This is a genomic window from Enterococcus sp. B2E4 (genome assembly GCF_030499455.1).
GTDB lineage: Bacteria > Bacillota > Bacilli > Lactobacillales > Enterococcaceae > Enterococcus_D > Enterococcus_D casseliflavus.
The window spans coordinates 1-21,706 of the sequence record NZ_JAUKPK010000002.1 but is presented as its reverse complement, the minus strand read 5'-3'; the positions used below and the strand labels follow the sequence as shown (position 1 = coordinate 21,706).

21 protein-coding genes and 1 pseudogene are annotated in these 21,706 nt (G+C 41.6%); 20 read left to right on the top strand and 2 right to left on the bottom strand.

The features are described from left to right. The first annotated feature begins 201 nt into the window (after positions 1-201). From Q1X33_RS03715 to hisIE, 14 genes are all read left to right on the top strand, one after another. Complete coding sequence (locus Q1X33_RS03715; RefSeq protein WP_005225193.1) at positions 202-858, top strand: HAD family hydrolase; 657 nt, start codon at positions 202-204, stop codon at positions 856-858. A gap of 560 nt (positions 859-1,418) precedes the next feature. Beyond that, positions 1,419-1,820 (top strand): hypothetical protein, encoded by a 402-nt coding sequence (locus Q1X33_RS03710; protein ID WP_005225194.1) that lies wholly within the window; start codon positions 1,419-1,421, stop codon positions 1,818-1,820. Between the two features lie 239 nt (positions 1,821-2,059). After that, a complete protein-coding gene (locus Q1X33_RS03705; RefSeq protein ID WP_005225195.1) occupies positions 2,060-2,902 on the top strand; it encodes a Cof-type HAD-IIB family hydrolase in 843 nt (280 codons plus the stop codon). A 312-nt stretch (positions 2,903-3,214) separates the two neighbouring features. Next, the gene (locus Q1X33_RS03700; protein ID WP_005225196.1) at positions 3,215-4,021 is read left to right on the top strand and encodes a MurR/RpiR family transcriptional regulator; all 807 of its coding nucleotides are present in this window, start codon (positions 3,215-3,217) and stop codon (positions 4,019-4,021) included. Further along, complete coding sequence (locus Q1X33_RS03695; protein ID WP_005225197.1) at positions 4,011-5,456, top strand: glycoside hydrolase family 1 protein; 1,446 nt, start codon at positions 4,011-4,013, stop codon at positions 5,454-5,456. The genes Q1X33_RS03700 and Q1X33_RS03695 overlap by 11 nt, the downstream gene beginning before the upstream one ends. 88 nt (positions 5,457-5,544) lie before the next feature. Continuing rightward, positions 5,545-7,383, top strand: a complete 1,839-nt coding sequence (locus Q1X33_RS03690) for a glucose PTS transporter subunit IIA (RefSeq protein ID WP_005225198.1) — start codon at positions 5,545-5,547, stop codon at positions 7,381-7,383. Between the two features lie 285 nt (positions 7,384-7,668). Beyond that, on the top strand, positions 7,669-9,228 hold the full coding sequence (gene hisG, locus Q1X33_RS03685; RefSeq protein WP_034868282.1) for an ATP phosphoribosyltransferase: 1,560 nt from the start codon (positions 7,669-7,671) through the stop codon (positions 9,226-9,228). Then, positions 9,225-10,505 (top strand): histidinol dehydrogenase, encoded by a 1,281-nt coding sequence (gene hisD, locus Q1X33_RS03680; protein ID WP_005225200.1) that lies wholly within the window; start codon positions 9,225-9,227, stop codon positions 10,503-10,505. The genes hisG and hisD overlap by 4 nt, the downstream gene beginning before the upstream one ends. Beyond that, positions 10,502-11,560 carry a histidinol-phosphate transaminase gene (gene hisC, locus Q1X33_RS03675; protein WP_301969725.1) on the top strand — a complete coding sequence of 353 codons (1,059 nt, stop codon included), beginning with the start codon at positions 10,502-10,504 and terminating at the stop codon, positions 11,558-11,560. The genes hisD and hisC overlap by 4 nt, the downstream gene beginning before the upstream one ends. Next, positions 11,557-12,150: an imidazoleglycerol-phosphate dehydratase HisB gene (gene hisB / locus Q1X33_RS03670; RefSeq protein WP_005225202.1), complete on the top strand. Its 594-nt coding sequence runs from the start codon at positions 11,557-11,559 to the stop codon at positions 12,148-12,150. Before hisC ends, hisB begins: the two co-directional genes overlap by 4 nt. Positions 12,151-12,215: 65 nt before the next feature. Next, positions 12,216-12,839 carry an imidazole glycerol phosphate synthase subunit HisH gene (gene hisH / locus Q1X33_RS03665; protein ID WP_005225203.1) on the top strand — a complete coding sequence of 208 codons (624 nt, stop codon included), beginning with the start codon at positions 12,216-12,218 and terminating at the stop codon, positions 12,837-12,839. Beyond that, complete coding sequence (gene hisA / locus Q1X33_RS03660) at positions 12,836-13,555, top strand: 1-(5-phosphoribosyl)-5-[(5-phosphoribosylamino)methylideneamino]imidazole-4-carboxamide isomerase (RefSeq protein WP_301969724.1); 720 nt, start codon at positions 12,836-12,838, stop codon at positions 13,553-13,555. Before hisH ends, hisA begins: the two co-directional genes overlap by 4 nt. Beyond that, on the top strand, positions 13,552-14,310 hold the full coding sequence (gene hisF / locus Q1X33_RS03655) for an imidazole glycerol phosphate synthase subunit HisF (RefSeq protein WP_005225205.1): 759 nt from the start codon (positions 13,552-13,554) through the stop codon (positions 14,308-14,310). Before hisA ends, hisF begins: the two co-directional genes overlap by 4 nt. Before the next feature lie 38 nt (positions 14,311-14,348). Next, positions 14,349-14,981, top strand: coding sequence for a bifunctional phosphoribosyl-AMP cyclohydrolase/phosphoribosyl-ATP diphosphatase HisIE (hisIE, locus tag Q1X33_RS03650; RefSeq protein ID WP_034868288.1), 633 nt, complete (start codon positions 14,349-14,351; stop codon positions 14,979-14,981). A 132-nt stretch (positions 14,982-15,113) separates the two neighbouring features. Here hisIE and Q1X33_RS03645 read toward each other — a convergent pair whose 3' ends face one another. Continuing rightward, positions 15,114-15,563: a DUF305 domain-containing protein gene (locus tag Q1X33_RS03645; RefSeq protein ID WP_301969723.1), complete on the bottom strand. Its 450-nt coding sequence runs from the start codon at positions 15,561-15,563 to the stop codon at positions 15,114-15,116. A 259-nt stretch (positions 15,564-15,822) separates the two neighbouring features. Between Q1X33_RS03645 and Q1X33_RS03640 the strand changes: the two genes are divergently transcribed. Beyond that, on the top strand, positions 15,823-16,296 hold the full coding sequence (locus tag Q1X33_RS03640; protein WP_034868291.1) for a DUF1456 family protein: 474 nt from the start codon (positions 15,823-15,825) through the stop codon (positions 16,294-16,296). 98 nt (positions 16,297-16,394) lie between these two features. After that, positions 16,395-16,922 carry a MucBP domain-containing protein gene (locus tag Q1X33_RS03635; protein ID WP_338389109.1) on the top strand — a complete coding sequence of 176 codons (528 nt, stop codon included), beginning with the start codon at positions 16,395-16,397 and terminating at the stop codon, positions 16,920-16,922. Between the two features lie 103 nt (positions 16,923-17,025). Here the strand turns inward: Q1X33_RS03635 and Q1X33_RS03630 are convergent, their stop codons facing one another. Continuing rightward, positions 17,026-17,460, bottom strand: coding sequence for a hypothetical protein (locus Q1X33_RS03630; RefSeq protein ID WP_005225210.1), 435 nt, complete (start codon positions 17,458-17,460; stop codon positions 17,026-17,028). 531 nt (positions 17,461-17,991) lie between these two features. Between Q1X33_RS03630 and Q1X33_RS03625 the strand changes: the two are divergent. From Q1X33_RS03625 to Q1X33_RS03605, 4 genes and pseudogenes are all read left to right on the top strand, one after another. Next, positions 17,992-19,485, top strand: a pseudogene (locus tag Q1X33_RS03625) (helix-turn-helix domain-containing protein). A gap of 485 nt (positions 19,486-19,970) precedes the next feature. Then, positions 19,971-20,351 (top strand): hypothetical protein, encoded by a 381-nt coding sequence (locus tag Q1X33_RS03615; protein WP_005225213.1) that lies wholly within the window; start codon positions 19,971-19,973, stop codon positions 20,349-20,351. A 198-nt stretch (positions 20,352-20,549) separates the two neighbouring features. Continuing rightward, on the top strand, positions 20,550-21,143 hold the full coding sequence (locus Q1X33_RS03610; RefSeq protein ID WP_005225214.1) for an HD domain-containing protein: 594 nt from the start codon (positions 20,550-20,552) through the stop codon (positions 21,141-21,143). A gap of 206 nt (positions 21,144-21,349) precedes the next feature. Beyond that, a partial coding sequence (locus Q1X33_RS03605; RefSeq protein WP_270788583.1) for a DNA topoisomerase occupies positions 21,350-21,706 on the top strand: 357 nt, incomplete at its 3' end.

The following is a 21,706-nucleotide window of genomic DNA, read 5'->3' as shown; positions in this document are numbered from 1 at the left end:
TTTTATAAACGACTCTGTTTTCAAAGCGAGTCGTTTTTTATATAAGTATATTAGCAATAAATGAAGAAGGTTATGGAAAAATATGATAATGCTTTTTTTTAGTGATAAAATAGAGATAATCAGTAATGGAAAGAAATATTGCGTAAATGAAAAAAGCATTTGTAGAAAATTGATGGAATACCTTTTGGAGGAGGAAATATCGTGAAGCAGGTTGAATGTGTGATATTTGATTTAGATGGAACTTTATTGGATTCAAAAGAATGTAGTGTGAAGGCGACAAAAGCAGCTTTTAAAGAGATGGGACTCAAAGTACCCAGTGAAGTAGTCATTGAACATTATATGGGGATACCGATCGAAGAATCATTTTTTAAAATGTCTGAACAGCCATTAGATCAAGAAACCGCAACGGAATTGATTCGGATTTTCCGAGCCTATTACCAAACCTATGAAGAAAGTACCTTGAAAGTATTTCCAGAAATTCCCCATGTCTTAGAAATCTTAAACAAACGAAAGGTACCTTGTTTCGTCGTTTCAAGTAAGAAGACAGCGGTTGTCAAACGAAACCTAGCTGCTCAGGACCTTGTGGCGTTCTTTGAAGAAATCATCGGCTCTGATGCGGTGACCCACTACAAACCTCATCCCGAAGGAATCAATAAAGTCGTGGCACACTATCAATTTGACCCGACAAAGACGATCATGGTAGGAGATGCTATTTTTGATATCCAAATGGGAAAAGCCGCGGGTGTCAAAACGATCGCCGTTACGTGGGGCAGCCACGATCCGAAAAAGCTTTCTGAAGAAAACCCAGATGCTTTGGTAGACGCGCCACGTGAGATTTTAGATTTTCTATATGCATGATCCTTTTTTGTGCTCACAGTGTAAGAGGACGTTTTAGCCTCGCTTATATCTTGGCATGATCGAAAAAGAAAGGACAGATTGTCCTTTTACAAAATGTAAATTGAGAACTTTGACCAATGATCGAAACCAGCGATCATTGGTTTTTTGTGTTGTCGTGAGAATGAAGGCGCCACAGCATTGGTTAAAAGCATTCATTTCCATTCGTTCTTTTGGTTGATCGTGTAATCATCGGAAAATCACTGCAAATAAATTCCTTTTGATCTTTCTTCTTAGATAAAGCAATGCGGGTACGCTGGATTTTTCTCTCTTATTCCTCTGCTAGAGCAAAAAGGAATTATAAGCTTGGAGCAACAAAAAACTATAATGAGAGTAACTGATTTCCTTAGATCATGCATTGGAGGTGAGCGCAGAACGGGATGCCACCCAAGGATTTCATTTGATTTGAAATACTAGAAGATAAAGCCTTTGTTTTATGTGAAGGGATGTAGGGGCGATTAACGAAGAAGGAAATCATTACGATTAAATGAGGGATCAATGCTATCATTGAAGAAAAGCCATGGATGGAAAGGAGTGATTCTGTATTATCAGAAAAAATAAATGACCCGAAGGATTATCTGTCTTATTCAAAGGAAGTATTGTTAAGCGCTGGGGTACTGACAGCCTATCCAAAACTTTTTACTTATTATCAGGAACTTTGTGTTGACTTCGATGACATTTACTATGATCGAACAAAGAACTTATTTGATACCTTTCGAGCGCTTCTGGCTGTGGACGCACAGATCCAAATTCTACTGGAACTTGTGACCAATACCAAAACTGACCTATGTCAAGAGCTGGGGATGAAGGAAGAGGAAATTATCAGTATGATCAAGCATGACAAACGGTACTATTATCGCGAGCTTACGGGTCATACAACTAACCAACTACCTAAATGGGGGTTGATTTATTTAAGTGAAGAGTAAGCTACGCAAAGGATAAGTCACCTTAAAAGTGATCAAATGAAAGCCATTTGACGATCATCAAAGATAAAGGGCATCGAGAAAAAAGGAGAGCGTGTTTATGTATGAGTCAGTAAAATAGTCTAGCGAGGTTATCTTGTGATTTGTTATACTAATAGCAAGCGGCTGATGGTGACATCTTGGATTCAGCAAATATGTTCATGTGAGCGCTTTATTGATTGGGTTAGGAAAGAGGGAATGAAATGACGAAGAAAATTGTCTTTTTAGATGTAGATGGAACATTGTGCGATGATGCGGGAAACGTACCAGAAAGTGCTCGCCAAGCGATCACAGCGGCACATAAGAAAGGGCATGAGTTTTTCTTGTGTACGGGTCGTTCAAAAGCCGAAATCACAGAAGATGTACTGGCACTGCCTTTAAGTGGAATGATTGGTGCCGGCGGCGGTTATTGCGAGGTGCACGATGAGGTGATTTTGCACAAAGTTTTTGAAAAGGAAGCCTTATTAAGACTGATCAATTTCTTAAAAGCAAACCAAATCGAGTATTACTTGGAATCGAATCAAGGATTATTTGCAAGTACCAATTTACGAAATCGGTTGACTGAGATCGTCTTAGCAGGTGAGCCTGTTGAAAGTGAAACAGGAAAAAAACGTGTTCAAACTATTCAGTGGTTCCTTGATTTATTGATCGAGGACGAAGCGAAAATCGATTACGATGACGTGAACAAAGTTTCCTTCATCAATCATTCCATTCCTTATGAACAGGTTCATGACCAATACCACGAACAATTCCAAATGATTCGCAGTACAGTTCCTGTTTTTGGCAAAGACAGTGGCGAGATCGGCATCAAGAATATCCACAAGAAAACAGCCATCGATTTTCTCTTGAACCATCTAGGGATCGATAACAAAGATACCTTGGCGTTTGGTGACGGCCATAATGATGTCGAAATGTTTGAAGCCGTTGCGACAGGAATTGCGATGGGCAATGCCTGTGAACAGCTATTGGCAGTAGCTGACGAGGTGACGGCTCGACCAGAAGACGGCGGGATTGCGCAAGCACTCCAAAAGCACGGTCTGGTGTAACCACTAAGAAGCATGACCAGCACATGCTTTTTTATGCTAGTCAGGTTTCATAGCAACAAAGTTCAGAAGACCTGTAAAGTGATCGACAGAGTAGTTTTTTGCTTCATTCTTGTGAAGAAGACTCTGATTAGAAAGAAGTACTATCAGTGACTATACAACATACAATAGGTAAAAGGGGACAGAAGCCGAATTCTGTGCCTCTTTTTTATTTCTAGATAAGATTTAAATGGGGACAAGACATGCACCCCAATATTGGAAACGGATACGTTATAATTTAGATACAATCAAACTTGGCCAAGGGAGATTAAAAAAATGGATAATAATCGATTGAATTTCATTTATAAGTTAAATCATATTGTGAACGAAAATGAAGTAGGGACGGTTGAATTTGAACTTGCTAAATTTTTCTTAGAGAACTTCAAAAGCGTGACTCGATGGAACATTTATCAGATTGCAGAAGAGCAGCATGTATCGCGGGCCTCCATTCGACGATTTGCGAAACAATTGGGCTACGAAAACTTTTTAGATATGAAAAAGAATGCGGAAACTTTTGATGATGGAATCAATGAATTTCTGAGGTTTTACGGCTACCCCAATTTTTTGACTAAGCTTCAAGACAATATTACTTCCTTAATGGAAGAATTAAGTCTGCGTTTTAATACACAAGAAGTCGATCGTCTTGTCCGATTAATCAATGATAGTCGAGAAGTTATGATTTTGTGTTCAAGCAATATTACAGGTAGTGTAAAAACATTCCAACAGCGAATGGTTATCTTCGGCAAAAGAATTACTCTATTAACGTCAAAGAGCGATCTGACGTTAGCCTTGGAACACTACCAAGATCCCTTGATCATTGTTTTTTCGCTATCGGGTCTCTTCGTTTCTTCCATGCTTGAAATACTAAAAGAAGTCAAGGCACCAACGATTTTGTTTACAAATAATAGAAACCCAATCTATAACCGCTATTTTGATAAATTGTATCATTTAAGTTCACAAACACATGAAAAAGAAATTAATGAGCTGCTTTACTATACGTATGGCATTGATTTCGTACTTGATCTGCTATTCAATGGTTATTTACTTAAATTTAAGAGAGAAGGCAATGGGCATGCATTATAAAGATAAACCACTATTTCCAAAGGATTTTTTATGGGGCGCTTCAAGTGCGGCGTGGCAAGTTGAAGGGGCTGTAGCAGAAGATGGGCGTTCAACTGCGATCATCGACTTAAACAGCAAAAAGAAAAAGCCCTATACAGATAATTCGATCGCCGCTGATCATTACCATAAATACAAAGAAGATGTCCAATTAATGGCTGATGCGGGCTTTACTTCATATCGCTTTTCGATTGCTTGGCCTAGGATCTATCCTGATAATTCAGGGGTGCCCAATCAATTAGGCATTGACTTTTACAATCAGCTGATTGATGAATTAATTGAACATGGCATTACTCCAATCGTCACTTTGTATCACTACGATATGCCAGTCTGGGTTGATGAAGAATTTAATGGTTGGTACGACCGAGGCATCATTGATGCATTTGACCAATATGTTAGAACCTGTTTTGAGTCATTCGGCGATCGTGTGAAATACTGGCTGGCAATTAATGAGCAGAACATGCAAATTGTCTATGGAGACTGGTTAGGAGTATGCAAATACCCAGAGACTTGGTTCGAAGATAAGTGGAAAGTCAATCATATTATGAACCTATGTCATGCAAAAGCGGTGATTGCGTGTCATGAATTGGTTGAAGACGGCAAGATCGGCCCGGTTCCTGGGATGGTTCCGTTTTATCCTGAGTCAGCAAAACCAGCAGATCAGATTGCAGCGATGAATGCAGAAGAACTGACGGAAAAAATCTGGAATGATTTTAATGCAAATCGTGAATACAATGGTTTTATTAAACGTTATTGGAAAGAAAATAATATTGACCCAGATATTCGCCCTGGGGATATGGAATTGGTTGCACAAGCAAAAATCGACTTTTTCGGCATCAATTGTTACCGTAGCAATGTAGCGAAGGAGTCACCAGTGGCATCCGATCATCAAGAAATTGGGTTGAACAAATCGGGGATAAAAGGGGAATTTGTTTACCCAAATTATCCAGGGATTTTTGCGCAAACGGTCAATCCTTTTGTCGAGACAACCGATTGGGATTGGGAGATCGATCCAGTTGCTATGCGTTACTTGTTACGCTACATGGAAGACCACTATCATTTACCAATGGTGATTACTGAGAATGGTTACGGGGCGCATGAGAAGCTAGGTGAGGATGGAAAAGTACATGATCAAGAACGAATTGATTTTTTAAATGATCAGATTTATCAAGTCGGATTGGCGATTGAAGATGGCGCAAAAGTCTTTGGTTATAATCCATGGTCCTTTACTGATCTTTTGAGTACGGGCAATGGGATGGCGAAACGGTATGGACTTGTCTATATCAATACAACTGATGAAGAGTTACTGGATTTACGTAGAATCCCGAAAGATTCTTACTATTGGTATAAAGAAGTGATCCAATCAAATGGTCAAACGTTAGTACGTCCAAAAGGATGAGAAATGAGCGATAGAAGAAAGAGCTTCTATCGCTCCTAAAACTACTTTTGTGAAAGCGGTTTATAAAATAAAGTGAGGATGAATCACTATGTCAAACTATCATGAACTGGTTGTGTATATTATAAAAAATATCGGAGGAATCGAAAATGTTCAAACAGTCAATCACTGCGCTACTAGGCTTCGGCTGCAGTTAAGTGATCCGACCGCTTTTGATGACAAGCAATTAAAAGAAAATAAACTTATTTTGGGCACAGTGAGAAGAGGCCATGAAGTTCAACTGATCATCGGTCCTGATGTGCCAAAAGTATATGCAATTTTTACAGAAAAGCGAAATCAAATGAATGGTCAGACGAAGGAAGAACGAAAAACGAAGCGCACCCTCAAAGACTACGGCTTGCTGGTTGTCGATTTTATCAGTGGAACCTTCGTTCCAGTTCTACCGGTATTGGTAGCTGCTGGGCTGGTATCGGCGGTATTGAATATTGGCGTGACCTTTTTCGGACTTGCAGCTGACAGCGGAACCTACACGATTTTAAATGCTATCAATGATGCGGGTTTTTATTTTCTACCGATTTATATCGGTTATAGTGCTGCTAGAAAACTTGGAATCAATGGACTGATGGGTATGTTCCTAGGCGCGATCCTCGTCCACTCATTGATCAATGGCGTGGAAGGGTTGAATTTCTTAGGAATCGCTATCCCAACGATGATTTATAATACAACGACTATTCCCGTAATATTTGGTGTTTTGTTTATGGCGGTAATGGATCGAATCGGGGATAAGTTTATTCCGCAATCGATCAAGTATTTCGTCAAGCCATTATTAGTTATTTTAATTACCGTACCTGTCACATTAATCGTATTAGGGCCAATTGGAAATGCAGTGGGCGGATACATTGCTAGTGGTTTGAGCTTTTTATACGACAAACTCGGCTGGTTTTCAGTTGGTGTCTTAGGAGCAATGACTCCGCTATTAGTCATGACAGGTACCAATCAAGCGTTGTTCCCCTTGGTCTTTGCTATGTTAGGAGACTACGGCTATGATTCATTTGTTATGCCAGCTATGCTGGCAGCCAACGTTGCCGTGGGTGCATCAGCCTTAGCTATTTCTTATACGGAAAAAAATACTGAAAAACGAGCTTTGGCTCTTTCTTCAGGACTGACTGGTGTGATGGGGATTACCGAGCCGGCTATTTTTGGCATCTTGATCAACTATCGAAGTGCTTTTATAGGAGCGATTCTAGGTGGTGCAGTAGGTGGGATCATGGCAGGGTTTGTTCAACTAAAACAATATGCAGTTGTTTCACCAGGTCTGGTTGCGATCCCGACTTTTATCCCGACAGATGGTTCTGGATTCAATAGCAATTTTTGGTTTGCAATCGTCGTCATTCTTCTGGCTGTATGCGTTTCTTTTACTACAACGATTCTCTTAGAACGAAAACGAGTTCAAGCAAATCAAATGAGTAAAGCCGAAGATGCTTTGAAAGTCAGCAGCCCAATATCGGGAAGTGTTATTTCTCTTGAGGCAGTCAAGGATCCGATGTTTTCGGAAAAAATGATGGGGAATGGAGTGGCGATCATTCCTTCTGATGAAACCATAGTTGCTCCTTTTGATGGCTATGTGATTATGACTACACCCACCAAGCACGCGATTGGCTTAAGAGGCGAGAATGGGGTCGAACTTTTGATCCACATCGGGATCGACACGGTTCATCTAGATGGAAAAGGATTTACCCTTTATGTAGCTGAAAATCAATACGTTAAAGCTGGAGAAAAATTGATTTCTTTTGATGAAAAAGAAATCAGTGCAGCAGGCTATGATCTAACGATTCCCATCATTGTCACCAACACAGCTGATCATGAACCCTTTGCTCAGACGATACAGCAAAAAGTAAATAGCAGCGATTATTTATTTTCAGTTCAATAATGGGTTCCCAATCAATTCTTTTTCAAGCTCCTAGGCGCGGACCTCAAATATACCTTCAAGTGAAAGCCCTGTCCTGAATTTTCAGCAGGGCTTTTTATTTGATGCCCTTTCTTTATCGCCACCAATAAAGTGTATAGAAAAATTCCAGAATATTTCGAAAAATACCATTGCTTATTTATGGCAAAACCATTAGTATTATTAGAAAAACTGATGGTGAATCGATGATAAAGCGAGCCTTTAACAGTGAGAAAGCCGAATCAGTGGCATGAAATAGGAGTGATAAGTGTGGAAGAGTTATGGAATGTATTGAAACCAGCCGAACAAGTCGAACTGAAATTAAGAAAATTGTATACGCAGCATCATTTTTCACCTTATCACTCGAACAATTTTGAAGAGTATCGCAACTATCAGCAAAATGATCAGTTCTTGCGTGGTTCTTCCATCATCACGTTTACAGGCACGGATGGCAGGACGATGGCGCTAAAACCCGATGTCACCTTGTCGATTGCCAAAAATACACCTTCTGGAGAAGCGCGCAGAGTGTATTATGTGGAGGATGTCTATCGACAGGATCGTCAAGCAGGGGAATACCAAAAGATCGATCAAATCGGTTTGGAGCTCATTGACCAAATCACATGGGAAGATCAACTGGAGGTTGTAAAACTGGCTTGGGAAAGTTTGGCTCAGGTGGGAAAAGGGACCTTGGATCTGTCTCATATGGGGATTTTGGATGGCATCTGCCAACGCTTCCCCGAAGCAGATCGACAAAAGGTACTGCACTGCCTGCGGGACAAGAGTTCTCATGGCATGGATGCACTGACTGAAAAAGCTGGCTTGTCAGCAACAGAAGCTGAAAAATTGGCGAAACTGGTACGTTTGTCAGGTGATTTTGAAACCAAGTATCAAAAAGCCAAAGAGCTGCTGGCAGAGTATCCACAAGCACAAGCTGGTTTAGCAGAACTAAAACAACTGTATCAAGCATTGCAAAAAGAACAACTGTCAGCCTCCATTCGGATAAGGCTGGATTTTTCAATTTTAAATGATGCCGATTATTACAGTGGCTTGCTGTTTCAAGGATTCATCGAAGAAGCAAGAGAGACGATTTTATATGGTGGCCGTTATGATCGCTTGATGAGTCGCCAAGGCAAAGAGCAAGGGGCGATCGGTTTTGGTATGAAGCTCAATCATGTAGGGCAAAAGGCGCCGACTGACAACGAAAGTTCAGGCTATTTGAACATTGCGTTACCTAAAGGCCGCATGGGGGATGCCGTATACGATTTATTCACGAAAGCTGGAGTTGCTGCGCAAGGCGTCTTCAAAGACAATCGCCAACTAATTTTTTGTGATGAAGAAAACAAGTTGCGCTTTTTCTTAGTCAAGCCGAGCGATGTGGCAATCTATGTGGAGCACGGAGTGGCGGATATCGGTGTCGTAGGCAAAGATATTTTAATGGAAAGCAAGGCAGAAGTCATCGAATTTCTTGATTTGCATATGGGGGTCTGCCGTTTGGCAGTAGCTGCGCGTACGGATTTTGAGGAAGATTTCTCCCGCCCGCTGCGGGTCTCCACAAAATATCCGCAGATCACCCGCCAGTTTTATCAAGGGTTAGGTCGCTCGGTGGAATTGATCCAACTGCATGGATCCATTGAATTGGCTCCTTTGTTAGGTCTCTCCGATGTGATCGTTGACATCGTCGAAACGGGGACGACACTAAAAGAAAATGATTTAGAAGTGATCCAAGACATCGCGCCGTCTTCAGCGCGTTTAGTGATCAACCACGCCACGTGGCGTTTCAAGCAAGAACGCATTCAAACAGTGATTGAGAAGGTGAGGGAGCAATTATGAGAATTTTTTCGACCCAAAAAGATACGATCGAAACGATTGTGGCAAGGAAAAAGTCGGAAACGAAGGATGTTTCAATCGTTGTCGCCCAAATCATTGCCCGTGTTCAGCAGCAAGGAGATCAGGCGTTGTTCCAATTAATTGAGGAAATCGATCAAGTGACCTTGTCTTCCTTAACCGTCAGTCCAGGGGAGATAGACGAGGCTGTCCAAGCCGTCTCCCCTGAGCTGCTTGAGGTGATGGAACAGGCAAAAGAAAACATTTTGGCATTTCATCAAAAGCAAGTCCAGCAAGGCTTTGTCTTGACGAAGGAAAATGGCGTTGTGATGGGACAGCGGGTTTTGCCACTAGCAAAAGTCGGGGTCTATGTTCCTGGCGGCACAGCAGCTTATCCTAGTACGGTTTTGATGGATGTCCTGCCCGCAAAAATCGCCGGGGTCAAAAAAATCGTTATGATCACACCGACGGACAGCCAAGGAAAAGTTCCAGCTGCTATCTTAGCGGCAGCTTCCGTTGCTGGAGTGGATGAAATCTACAAAGTCGGTGGTGCCCATGGCGTAGCGGCATTGGCTTATGGGACAGAAACGATTCCCAAAGTCGACAAAATCGTGGGACCAGGAAATATTTATGTCGCCACAGCGAAAAAAATGGTGTACGGCGAAGTTGATATCGATATGATCGCAGGGCCCAGCGATGTGCTGATCATCGCCGATGCCAGCGCAAATCCTCGCTGGCTGGCAGCGGATCTTTTGGCACAAGCCGAGCATGATATCTTAGCGCAAGCCATCTCAGTCACAACAGAAGCAGCCTTGATTGAACAAGTCCAAGTAGAGCTTGACTTGCAGCTGAAGCAACTGCCCCGAAAAGACATTGCTGCTGCGGCGCTTGAATCTAGCGGAAAGCTGATCCTAGTCAAAGATTTGACCGAAGCACTTACCATTGCCAATCAAATCGCCCCAGAACATCTTGAATTAGCAGTGGCAGATCCTTTTGCTTTGTTGGGACAAGTAGAAAATGCGGGCAGTGTCTTTTTAGGACATCATACACCAGAAGTGCTGGGAGATTATTTTGCTGGACCAAATCATACCCTACCAACAGAAGGGACCGCCCGTTTTTACTCACCGTTATCAGTGGATGATTTTATTAAGAAAAGCAGCTACTTGTATTACCCAGAAGCAGCCATGAAGGCGGCTGGTCCAGCCGTAGCATTGTTCGCAGAAACCGAAGACTTGATCGGCCATGCCCGTTCGATCAATGTACGAAGAGAGGGAGAAAAATGACCTTTTTACATCAAAAGTATCACAAGCTGACTCCTTATACACCAGGGGAACAAGTAGACGAGCAAGCCGTTATTAAACTGAACACCAATGAAAGTCCTTATCCGCCAGCACCAAGTGTTCAAGCAGCGGTTGCCGATGCCACCCACAAGCTGAATCGTTACTCGGATATTGCTGCTGAAGTGGTGACAACCCCTCTGGCTGCTTATCTTGGCGTTACACCAGCCCAGCTGTTTCTCGGTAATGGTAGTGACGAAGTCTTGTCCTATCTCTTTCAAGGCTTCACGGAAAACGGCATCGCCTTTCCCGATGTGACCTATGGGTTTTATCAAGTGTATAGTGCCTTGTACCAAGTCGCTGCCACCGTTGTTCCGCTGCAAGAAGATTTCTCGATTGCGTTAACGGACTACGATTCGCTCAAAGGGACTGTCATTTTTGCCAATCCCAATGCGCCGACTGGGGTTTATCAAGAACAAAGCGAAATTTGTGCCTTTCTAAAACGGCATCCCGATCGCTTAGTGATTGTCGATGAGGCCTATATCGATTTTGGCGGCTCTTCAATGGTTTCTATGATCGATCAATACCCAAATCTCTTAGTCGTGGGGACGTTTTCAAAATCTCGGCAGCTGGCAGGGGCACGCCTAGGCTTTGCGGTTGCTAATGAAGGACTGATCCAAGACTTGAATCGGTTGAAATTTAGCTTGAATCCTTACAATGTCAATAGTTTGACCCAAGCCGCTGGTGCAGCCGTTTTGCAAGAACAAGCGTATGTCGATGAGAAAATCCAAGCAACGATCCAGGTGCGTGAGTGGAGCAAGCAAGCCCTAGCGAAACTCGGCTTTGAGCAGACCGACAGCCAAGGAAATTTTTTGTTTGCAAGGCACCCTGCGATTGCTGGTGAAGAGTTGTATCAGGCACTGAAAGAGCAGAAAATATTCGTCCGCTGGTTTAATCAGCCCCGCATCAAAGAGTATTTACGGATCACGGTAGGAACGAAGGCCCAGATGGAACGATTGATGACGGTGTTAACAACGATCATAGAAGAGGTGAAGGAATGAGAAAAGCAGAAGTTACCCGCAATACGACTGAAACCAAGATCCACCTGCAGTTGACGATCGATGGTACTGGTCAGCAATCAATCAAGACTGGTGTGGGGTTTTTAGACCACATGCTGGAATTATTTGTCCGCCACGGTCGCTTTGATTTGACGTTGGTCTGTGATGGTGATACAGAAGTAGATGCCCATCACACAACAGAAGACGTTGCCATCGCCATTGGCCGAGCGTTTTCAGAAAGTCTTGGGGAGCGACGAGGCATCAAACGTTATGGCAGTATGCTGCTGCCGATGGACGAAGCCTTAGTCATGACAGCGATCGATATTAGCGGTCGTGGCATGGCAGTCGTAGAGTTGGCGATACCGAGCGAAAAAATCGGGCAGCAGTTTGATACGGAATTGGTTGAAGAATTTTTCATTGCTTTTGCCCGTGAATTAGGTGCTACGATCCATCTCCATCAAATCGCTGGCAAAAACAGCCACCACATTGTGGAAGCTTGTTTTAAAGGATTTGGGCGTGCTTTAGGTGAAGCAGTAGCGATCAATCAAGCAGCCCCAGATGAGATTCCTTCAACCAAAGGGACGATCCAGTGAGTCATGAGGGAAAAATGATTACGTATCTTCCACACAGATGGATGAGATAAGGAAAGGGGCGTATTATGTTAGCAATCATCGACTATGGGGTCGGCAATTTGTTCAGCTTGTCTCGTTCGCTGGATTATTTGGGTGTTGACTGCCAAATCACGCGTTCACTAGCAGAATTAAAAGCTGCTGACCGCATTCTTTTACCCGGCGTAGGCGCTTTTGGCGATGCCCGCCAAAAGTTGGCAGAGTTCTCGCTGATCGAACCGATCCAAGAATTGGCAGCAGCTGGCAAACCCTTTTTAGGCATTTGTTTAGGGATGCAGCTGTTGTTCGACAGCAGCGAGGAGTTTGGCACACATGCGGGGCTCGGTTTGATTCCAGGACGGATCGTTTCCATGCAAAGCGTCTTTGAAGAAGCCAAACTGAATCTGAAAGTGCCACAGATTGGTTGGAATCGGCTGACTGTCAGAAAGGAAAGTCCTCTCGTCAGTGGGATAGGGGAACAAGACTTTGTCTACTATGTCCACAGTTATTTTGCTACTGATTGCCAAGAGTATGTCATAGCAGACAGTGACTATGGTCTAGCAATTCCCGGTATTGTGCAAAAAGACAATGTCTTCGGCACTCAGTTTCACCCAGAAAAAAGTGGGGCTGTCGGGTTGAAGATTTTAAAAGCATTTACGGAGGTGCCGCTATGAAAATTTTTCCAGCAATCGATCTGTTAGATCAAAAAGTGGTCCGTTTGTACCAAGGAGACTATGAGCAAAAAGAAGTGTTTGGGGATGATCCAGTGGCATTTGCTCGTTCCTTTGAAGAAGAAGGTGCCAACTATCTGCACCTCGTCGACTTAGATGGTGCCAAAGCGGGCAAACTCCATTACTTTGATGTCGCAAAAAGCATCGTCCAGCAAACCAATCTGTTTGTCGAAGTTGGCGGTGGGATTCGTGAGGAAGAAACGATCCAGCATTGTTTAGCAGCAGGCGTTCATCGGGTGATCCTCGGCACGATTGCCCAGAAAGACCCAGCATTCACAAAAGCGATGCTCAAGAAATACGGCAACAAGATCGCGATTGGGGTCGATGCCAAGGAAGAAAAAGTGGCCGTGGAAGGCTGGCTCGAGAAAACGGCAACAGACGCGTTTACTTTTTGCCAACAATTGGTGGAATGGGGAGCGCAAACGATCATCTTTACCGAAATCTCGCGTGACGGTACAGGAGAAGGCATCAATCTGCCCTTATACGAAAAACTCAATCAATTAGATTGCGACATCGTGGCTTCTGGCGGCGTGGCTTCATTGGCAGATATCAAAGGATTAAAACAGTTGGGCATCTCTGGCGTGATCGTTGGGAAATCCTTATATAACGGCAGTCTCCAATTGGCGGATGTCTTAGCAGCAGGGGAGGCAGAAGCATGATCGCCAAACGAATCATTCCTTGCCTTGATGTGCGAGATGGGCGAGTCGTGAAAGGAGTCAATTTTGCTGGCTTAAAAGATGTCAATGATCCAGTGACTTTGGCGCGCTTTTACAATGAACAAGGCGCCGATGAGCTGGTTTTTTATGACATTACTGCTTCTGCAGAAGAACGCGGCTTATTCACGGACATTTTGCAGCGCGTGGCGTCAGAAGTGTTTATTCCTTTGACGGTGGGCGGTGGCATCAATCAAGTAGCAGATTTTGAACGAGTCTTAAACTGTGGCGCCGACAAAGTCAGCGTCAATTCGGGGGCGCTTCGCAGACCAGAGTTGATTGCAGAAGGTGCGAAACGCTATGGCAGCCAGTGTGTTGTTTTATCCGTTGATGTTCGCCGAGTCGGTGAGAACTGGCATGTGTTTGCCAAAGGCGGACGGGAAGATACAGGCTTAGAAGCATTGGCATGGATTCGCCAAGCTGAGCAGTTAGGTGCTGGTGAACTAGTCATCAACAGCATGGATACCGATGGCGTGAAGCAGGGGTTTGATCTCGACTTGCTGAAAGCTGTCAGCGAAATCACCAAACTGCCGATCGTCGCATCAGGTGGTGCTGGCAAAAGTGCCGATTTTATCGAGCTGTTTCAATTGCCAAATATTGAAGCAGGGCTGGCAGCTTCGATTTTTCACTATGGCGAGGTAAAAATCCCAGAGCTGAAAAAACAATTACAGGCCGTCGATATTCCCGTACGAATCGTATAGCGTTGGCGTTTTGATAGGCAATAGAAGGAGTGGATAACATGGTGCAAGTACGATTTGATGAACAAGGATTGGTTCCAGTGATCGTGCAGGATGTGGAAACGAATGAAGTTTTGACCTTAGCTTATATGAACCAAGAAAGTTTGACCTTGACGTTGAAGGACCGATTGATGACCTTTTATTCTCGCAGTCGCCAAGAATTGTGGCGCAAAGGAGAAACCAGCGGCAATTACCAGCATTTAGTATCATTGACCGCAGATTGCGATCAAGATGCTTTAGTCGCCAAAGTAAAAAAAGACGGACCTGCTTGCCATACAGGCACAGAAAGCTGCTTTACAGAGGTGCTTTATGATACAGAATCCTCTCCGACCATCGATGCGTTGTATGAGCTGATAAAAGGTCGTAAAGATACGCCGCAAGAAGGCAGCTATACCAGCTACTTGTTTGAAAAAGGCAGTGAAAAAATCTTGAAAAAAATCGGCGAGGAAGCAACCGAGGTCGTGATTGGGGCGATGAAGGAAGACTGCCAAGAAACCGTTTATGAGATTGCTGATTTGGCGTATCATACATTGGTTTTAATGGCAGAAATGGGGATTGATTTAGCGGCTATTCGCCAAGAGCTTGCCAAGCGTCATGTTGTGGATAAGAAAGTCAAACAAGAACGGATGCAATAACGGTCAGGGTTTTTCAGTAGAAAGAAAGCAACTGACGATAAAAAAAGAAGCCCTTCAGCCATTGCTTGAAGGGCTTCGCAACCGTGGCGATAAAGTTGATCTGCTGGTACTTTGAGTGAGCACACAAACTGGCTATTTGTTTTCCAACTTTTCGATCAATTCTTTCATTTCTTTGATTTCTTTTTCCTGTGCGTCAATGATTTTTTCTGCAAGTTCTTTTACTCTTGGATCAGACAAATCGGCATTTTTACTGGTTAGAATCGCAATCGAATGATGGGGAATCATGGCTTTCATCCAGGCCGTATCTCCCACGGCGGTTTGGCTTCTGACCATAAACAGTGAACCAAAAAAGAGTACAACACTGACAACTAAAATTCCGATATTCATTTTCTTGTTGTCATACATCTTCCACATAAATAACAGCATGATGATCGCCATCATCGCGCCCATCATTAGTGCCATAAATAGGCGGGTTTGGCTGAAAAAGATATGATCGAGGGCGTAGACATTGAAATACATCATACAAAACATAATCACCGTCGATACCCCAATCATTACCAAAAATTTCCCGTATTTCTTCATTTCTTTCCTCTCCTTTTTGTGTACAAAATAAAAACAATAAAGCAATCCAAAACATCATCGGAACAGATGCTTTTTTTCGTTTATTGTTTTGTTAGAATAAATTTACTCCCTAAATCAAGTATAGCGGAGGAAGTAGAATGAGAGAAGCGATATACATTTGAACGAAAACAAATGGGTTCTTAGAGTAAAAAAGCGAAAACGGGATTACTCGTCTAGGTTTATTTGTTATAATCAACCTAAGAAATGGATGGTGTATAGAATGAATCACAATGATCGCTTGACGCGTTTACGCTATGCTTTGGATATCAAGGATACCGACATGGTGAAAATTTTTGAACTTGGCGGCGCTTCTTTCACAAAAGAAGAAGTAAGACAATTATTGAAGAAAAAAGATCCTGAGACCTACGAGATTGAGTGTACCAATGAAGCCTTTGAGCGTTTCTTAAATGGTTTGATTCGCTCGCAACGAGGAACAAAGCCAGATGCTGCAGAACCTGTCCTAGAGTTGAACAATGGCAATGTAAATAATTTGATGCTGAAGAAAATAAAAATCGCCCTTTCCCTAACAACAGATGAAATGCTGGGCATTTTCGAGCAAGCGGGAGTTAAAGTTTCAAAAGGTGAATTAGGCGCCATTTTACGAAAAGAAGGCCATCGCAATTACAAACCATGTTTAGACAAATATGCCCGCAACTTTTTAAAAGGATTGACGATCGAGTATCGGGATAACTAGTAAAAAATCAATAATAGGCTGAACTTACAATGGGCCGCCCAAAGAGATGCATGTTATGTGTCTCTTTTTTTGTGTGTAAATTAAAAAAAACAATTTAAATCAGTGATTATAACGCTAATGGGACTTATAGTGAAAATGCGCAAGAAGTTACCTATGTTTATGAACGTAGTGATGCAGCACTGGTTATCGTAAGATATGAAGACATGGAAGGAAATCAATTAGCTGAACCAACGATCCTTAATGGAAAAGTTGGCTTGTCTTATGAAAGCAACGCCAAAGAAATATCTGGCTGGCGGGTTTCAAAGACGCCTAAAAATGCAAAAGGTACCTTCAGTGATGCCGTCCAAGAAGTTATTTATGTTTACAGTGCTGATAAAGAGAATGAACCGGGAGAAGATTCAGGAAAAGATACACCAGAATCAGAAAACAAGACGCCGGACGAAGAGAACGGGAATAGCTCAGGAAATAACAGCAAGCAAACAAACACACAAACCAAATCAAAAAATAAGTTGCCTGCAACAGGAGAACAACTTACAGGTCAACGAATCATGGGCTTTTTGGGAGTCATCACTGTTCTGTTTTCTTTCGTAGTAATTTTGAGACGAAAAAGAAAAACTGAAAATTAAAAGCTTTTCAATAGAGAGGAAAGAGTATCCAGAATTGATTGTTTTCTGGATACTCTTTGTTTAACCCTATTTAAATATGAGCGAGAATATAGGTTTTTATCAGTTATCTTTCGAATGTTACGTTCTTGAATTCATCATTCAAGCCATCACGATAGGCAATAGTCAAGACTAATTTTCCTGTTGTTTTGTCATAGTCTTCCACGTTTAGTTCTAGAGAGAAGTTCTTAACATTGGCATCAATATAAGAAACAATTTCTTTTTCTTCCTCACCGATTTTTATCGAAAGTGTGCTTTCTCCTAATAAATTCGCCTCCTCCAGAACTGTTTTGGCTGAGCGTATTTCAGGCTGATAGAAGACAGTGTTTGTTTGAGTTAAATAGATTCTACTTATTCGCAACGGAACTGTGATCTTTCCAAAGTCATTTGAGACAACGATCCCAGGTTTATTACTAGGGGAGACAAAGACAGCGAGACTTATTAAAATTGGAACGAGAATACTAGCAACACTTGACCATACTATTTTTTTTGATATTTTCATTGATTTCAGTTCATTCAGCGAAGCATGAACACCTGTCCCCCCATTCGTTTTAATTAATGTAAGAAGTTAGCTTGATTATGGCGAAGATACTTTAAAAATAACTGTACTAATTTTCAACTTTATATAAGCGTAATTGATAGAAAGTAAAAGCTTTTGGAATTGTTGAAATGCTCAAAGGCTACCTAACTCTTCGATTGTAAATACTCCTAAAAACCGACTCTCTTATTATCGTAGCAAAATATACGGTTTTTTACTTTTATTATTATAAAATAATTTTTTGATAAATAGCGCTTTGGACTGTTTTGTCGTCTTAAACTAGCTGTTAGAAAGAGCAATGTTCTCCAGACGTAGTAACTCGTAGTTCTAAGTAGTTGTAGCCATGATTTTGCTTATCCTAAATGATTCAGAAGGTGATAGTTTCAGAGACAGCTTCTTATAAAATGAAATAAGTAGTCAATGAATACACACTGAATGAAAATAGATCGTGAAAGGAGTATAATTACCTTAAAAATAAAGTTAAGAGGTATTATTATGTATAAATTTCTTTTAACTAAATTAGACCAAGATGTTTATGAATTGTTTGCGCATTTTTTTGAGCAGGCTGTGGAGCGTGAAAAACTAAATGTTCTTGCTGAAAAGACAAACTTATCAAAACGACGAATCGTCTTAGTTTTTGAGCGAGCACTCGATTTGCAAACGGCGTATCCTTATTTTGAGATTGCGTTGCATGAAGGTAGAGAGATGACGCTTTATTTTGCGCCGAATTTTCTTTTGTCTAAGCTTTATTCGGTCATGCTAGAAGAAAGCATGCCATTTCAAATTTTAGACAGACTCTTTAGTGATAAGTATGTGTCGCTGGAAGAAACCGCCCAACAACATTATGTCAGCAATCGCACGGTTCAAAGAAAACTAAAGGAAGTAGAAACGATTCTTGAAAATTATCACATTCGATTGAACCTAAAAATAAAACCGCTTTTTGTGGGCGAAGAATACCGCATTCGGCATTTTTTCCACATCATGTATTGGCAGATCTATGATGCAACGAACGTGCGTTATAGTGGATTGACGAAACAAAGTGTCAGTACATTGAAGAAAAAGTTGACAAGTTATCCCAGTTTTTATCGCGGGATTGATCAGGAGAAATTTGTTCAATTGTTGGCGTTAAGTATTTATCGTTTTAAAAGAGGCTTTCCTGTAAAAGAGATTCCTCAAGAGATGAGGGAGATGAGGCATCTGACGATTTCCTTTGAAGAATTTAAAGAAGAGCTGATCAAGCCATTGCTAAGAGACAATTTGATTCTAAATGGGCTTCCAGAAACAGAATTTCTCTTCTTGTATTATATGTTTTCTGTCATGACGACGTACTTACCTGAAGAGATTCCTAGTCAGTTAACAATTGGGGATCATTTTTCTCCACGAGCAATCGCTGCAGCAAGGCTATTTGCGGAAAACGCTCAGAAAGTTTTTCTCGTTTCTGAAAGCAATATTGATTATCTGTTGGTCAATGCCTTGAATATTCATTCGGTTTCGCTTCTTTTTGCATCGAAAAATAAGATCGATGCCTTTGGAAAAAGCACCACGGACAAAGATTATCGCCGTGTCTTTCCTAAGATTTTTCCGTTTGTTCAGGAGATGTACGAATCGTTAGCGCAACAATCACCAATTTTTTCAACCATGTATGAAGCGAACAATCGCTTGCTTTTTCAATATAGTATGCTTCTTTCTCTGGTAGCGAAAATTGATCGTTCTACGGTTCGTATTTTTCACGAATCAAAATTCGGAAAAATCCAAGAAATCAGACAAAAGGAATGATTGAAGCGCTGGTTTGGGTACACACTTTCATTTGTTTCCGAAAATCCCGATTTTGTCGTGACAGATTATCCCGTCAATCGGCAAGCTTTTATTGACCAAAATCCCAACGTCCAATTTTTTAAATGGAATAGTTTTCCAACGGGGGATCGCTGGCTTGAACTGATTGAAGCAGTTGAAAAGTTCCAGAATGAGTTTAGTCAAAAACATACGTAAAACTGTGGATTTCACAGTATGAAAAAAAGGAGGATTCTCAAAACCAGAGAATCCTCCCTTTTTTTAGTAGGAAGCGAAAAGTTTTGCACAGCGTTTCTCAGATTTCCTATGTAGTTTGTCAATCGCTCAATCGGCTATTGGGCTTGTTTACTTTTATGAAACTAAAATTGATACGATCCAACCCGAAGGTATCTAACAGGACTTTATTTGCTTCTAACAAACAAATGATTGGCGTCTCCTTTCCTAAAAAACATGTAATAATGCAGGCATAAAGATCTCGGTCAACAGAAACGTTTTACGAAAAAGCGAAGGTAAGAAAGAGTGTTCGAATCCTCTATTTAACGTAATGCTAGTGATTTCAGCCTAAAGGTCGATTTCCTTTCAATATTTCCATAGAGTACGCATCGACGTATTCGTTCCAACGATAAACACATAAACAGGATTTTACATAAGATTCACCAATCAATAGAACAGGAGGACTAAAGATGGAGTCAGCATTTAAGATCCATTCAATGGAAGAATATTTAAACTTCTACATGGAAGAAACGGAGCGGCTTTTTTTCAAGGAAGAGTTTCCAGAACTCAAAGAAAAGATTCTTGCCAATTGCTTCGAAATCAAACGAGCGATCCAAGAAATCAATCACGAAAACTTTTTTGAACAGTATGCGAGAATCAATACATTAGAAGCAGAGATTTTGATTATTTTGGAATGCAGTGAATTGCGGGGGAGTGACAATGTGGTCCCTTTTGCTGAGGCAGAAATTTTGCAAGTGGCGAAACAAGATAGCAAAACCTATTTTAAAGAAAGATGTGGGCTGACATTGATCGCGCCTACGCCCCATTCATTGCATTTTTCCGTGGAGTAGTTGAAGTAACAACAAAGATCATTCGTGAGGAAAAAGTGTTATAGGAAGTTTGAAAGGAGCCTTTCATTAAGGTTTGTGCAGGAGTAATTGTTTTACCAAAAGAAAAGGCTGCAGTTTTTTTATGCAACTTTGGAGGCATTGTGGAAAAAAGCTGTACCTTTGATATAAATTCATTCAACAAATAATTGGAGGTCACAGATGAATGCAATAGAAAAGAGGATCCAGTTTATTGTCGAAGCTGACAAGCTTAAAGCCATCCTTAGACAATCGACACTGATCTATGATAGAAACCAACGGGAAAATGATGCAGAGCACACCTGGCATTTGACATTATGTGCACTATTGCTTGCAGAACATGTCGCAACCGAAGGGCAAGTGGATTTGTTGCGAGTACTCAAAATGTTAATTATTCATGATATGGTAGAAATCGAAGCAGGTGATATCTATTGTTATGATGAAGCTGGGTACCTGGATAAAGTACAGCGAGAACGGGAAGCAGCTACAAGTTTATTTTCTACATTACCGAGAGAACAATATGATGAATTTATGGATTTGTGGGAAGAGTTTGAGGAGATGGCAACCGTAGAAGCAAAATATGCAGCGGCAATCGATAGGTTACAGCCTGTCTTGCAGATATACTACTGTGACGGGAATACCTGGTTAGAAAATAACATTGATGTTGAACGCGAATTAAAACGAAACGAGGTCATCAAAGAAATTATGCCAGAAGTTTGGGACTATGTTAGAAAACTTATAGATGATGCCGTAAATAAAGGTTGGCTGAAGCAATAAAGCAAAAATCAATAAGCTGCTAAACATGAGCCGAAGTAGAAGAGCATCATCAAAATGAACACCAAATGTACTAGAAGAGAAGGAATGGTTATGAGTATCGGGGAAGTAGGGTATATTTTTACAAAGTATTTTATCGTAACAGTGTCTATTCTTACATCAATATATACAAGATCGTCAAAAAGCATTTAGATGAAGCGGAAACAATCGTGATTGCGACCGACAGCGACCGAGAAGGTGAAGCAATCGCCCGCTTGATTATCAACCTTTCGGGAAATAGCCGGAAAACCATTAAACGTTTATGGATCAACTCGCTTGAAACTAGCGAAATCAAAAAAGGATTTCAAAATCTGAAGGACGGACAGGCGTTTTATTCCACTTACAAAGAAGCAGAAACCCGACAAATCGCTGATTGGCTGGTAGGAATCAATCTCACCCGTCTTTACACGCTTTATATGCAGAAAAACGGCATGAGAGGCGTGTTTAGCGTTGGACGCGTCCAAACCCCGACTTTGTTCTTGATTTACCAACGCAACGAAGAAATCAAACATGCATTGGCACTTAAA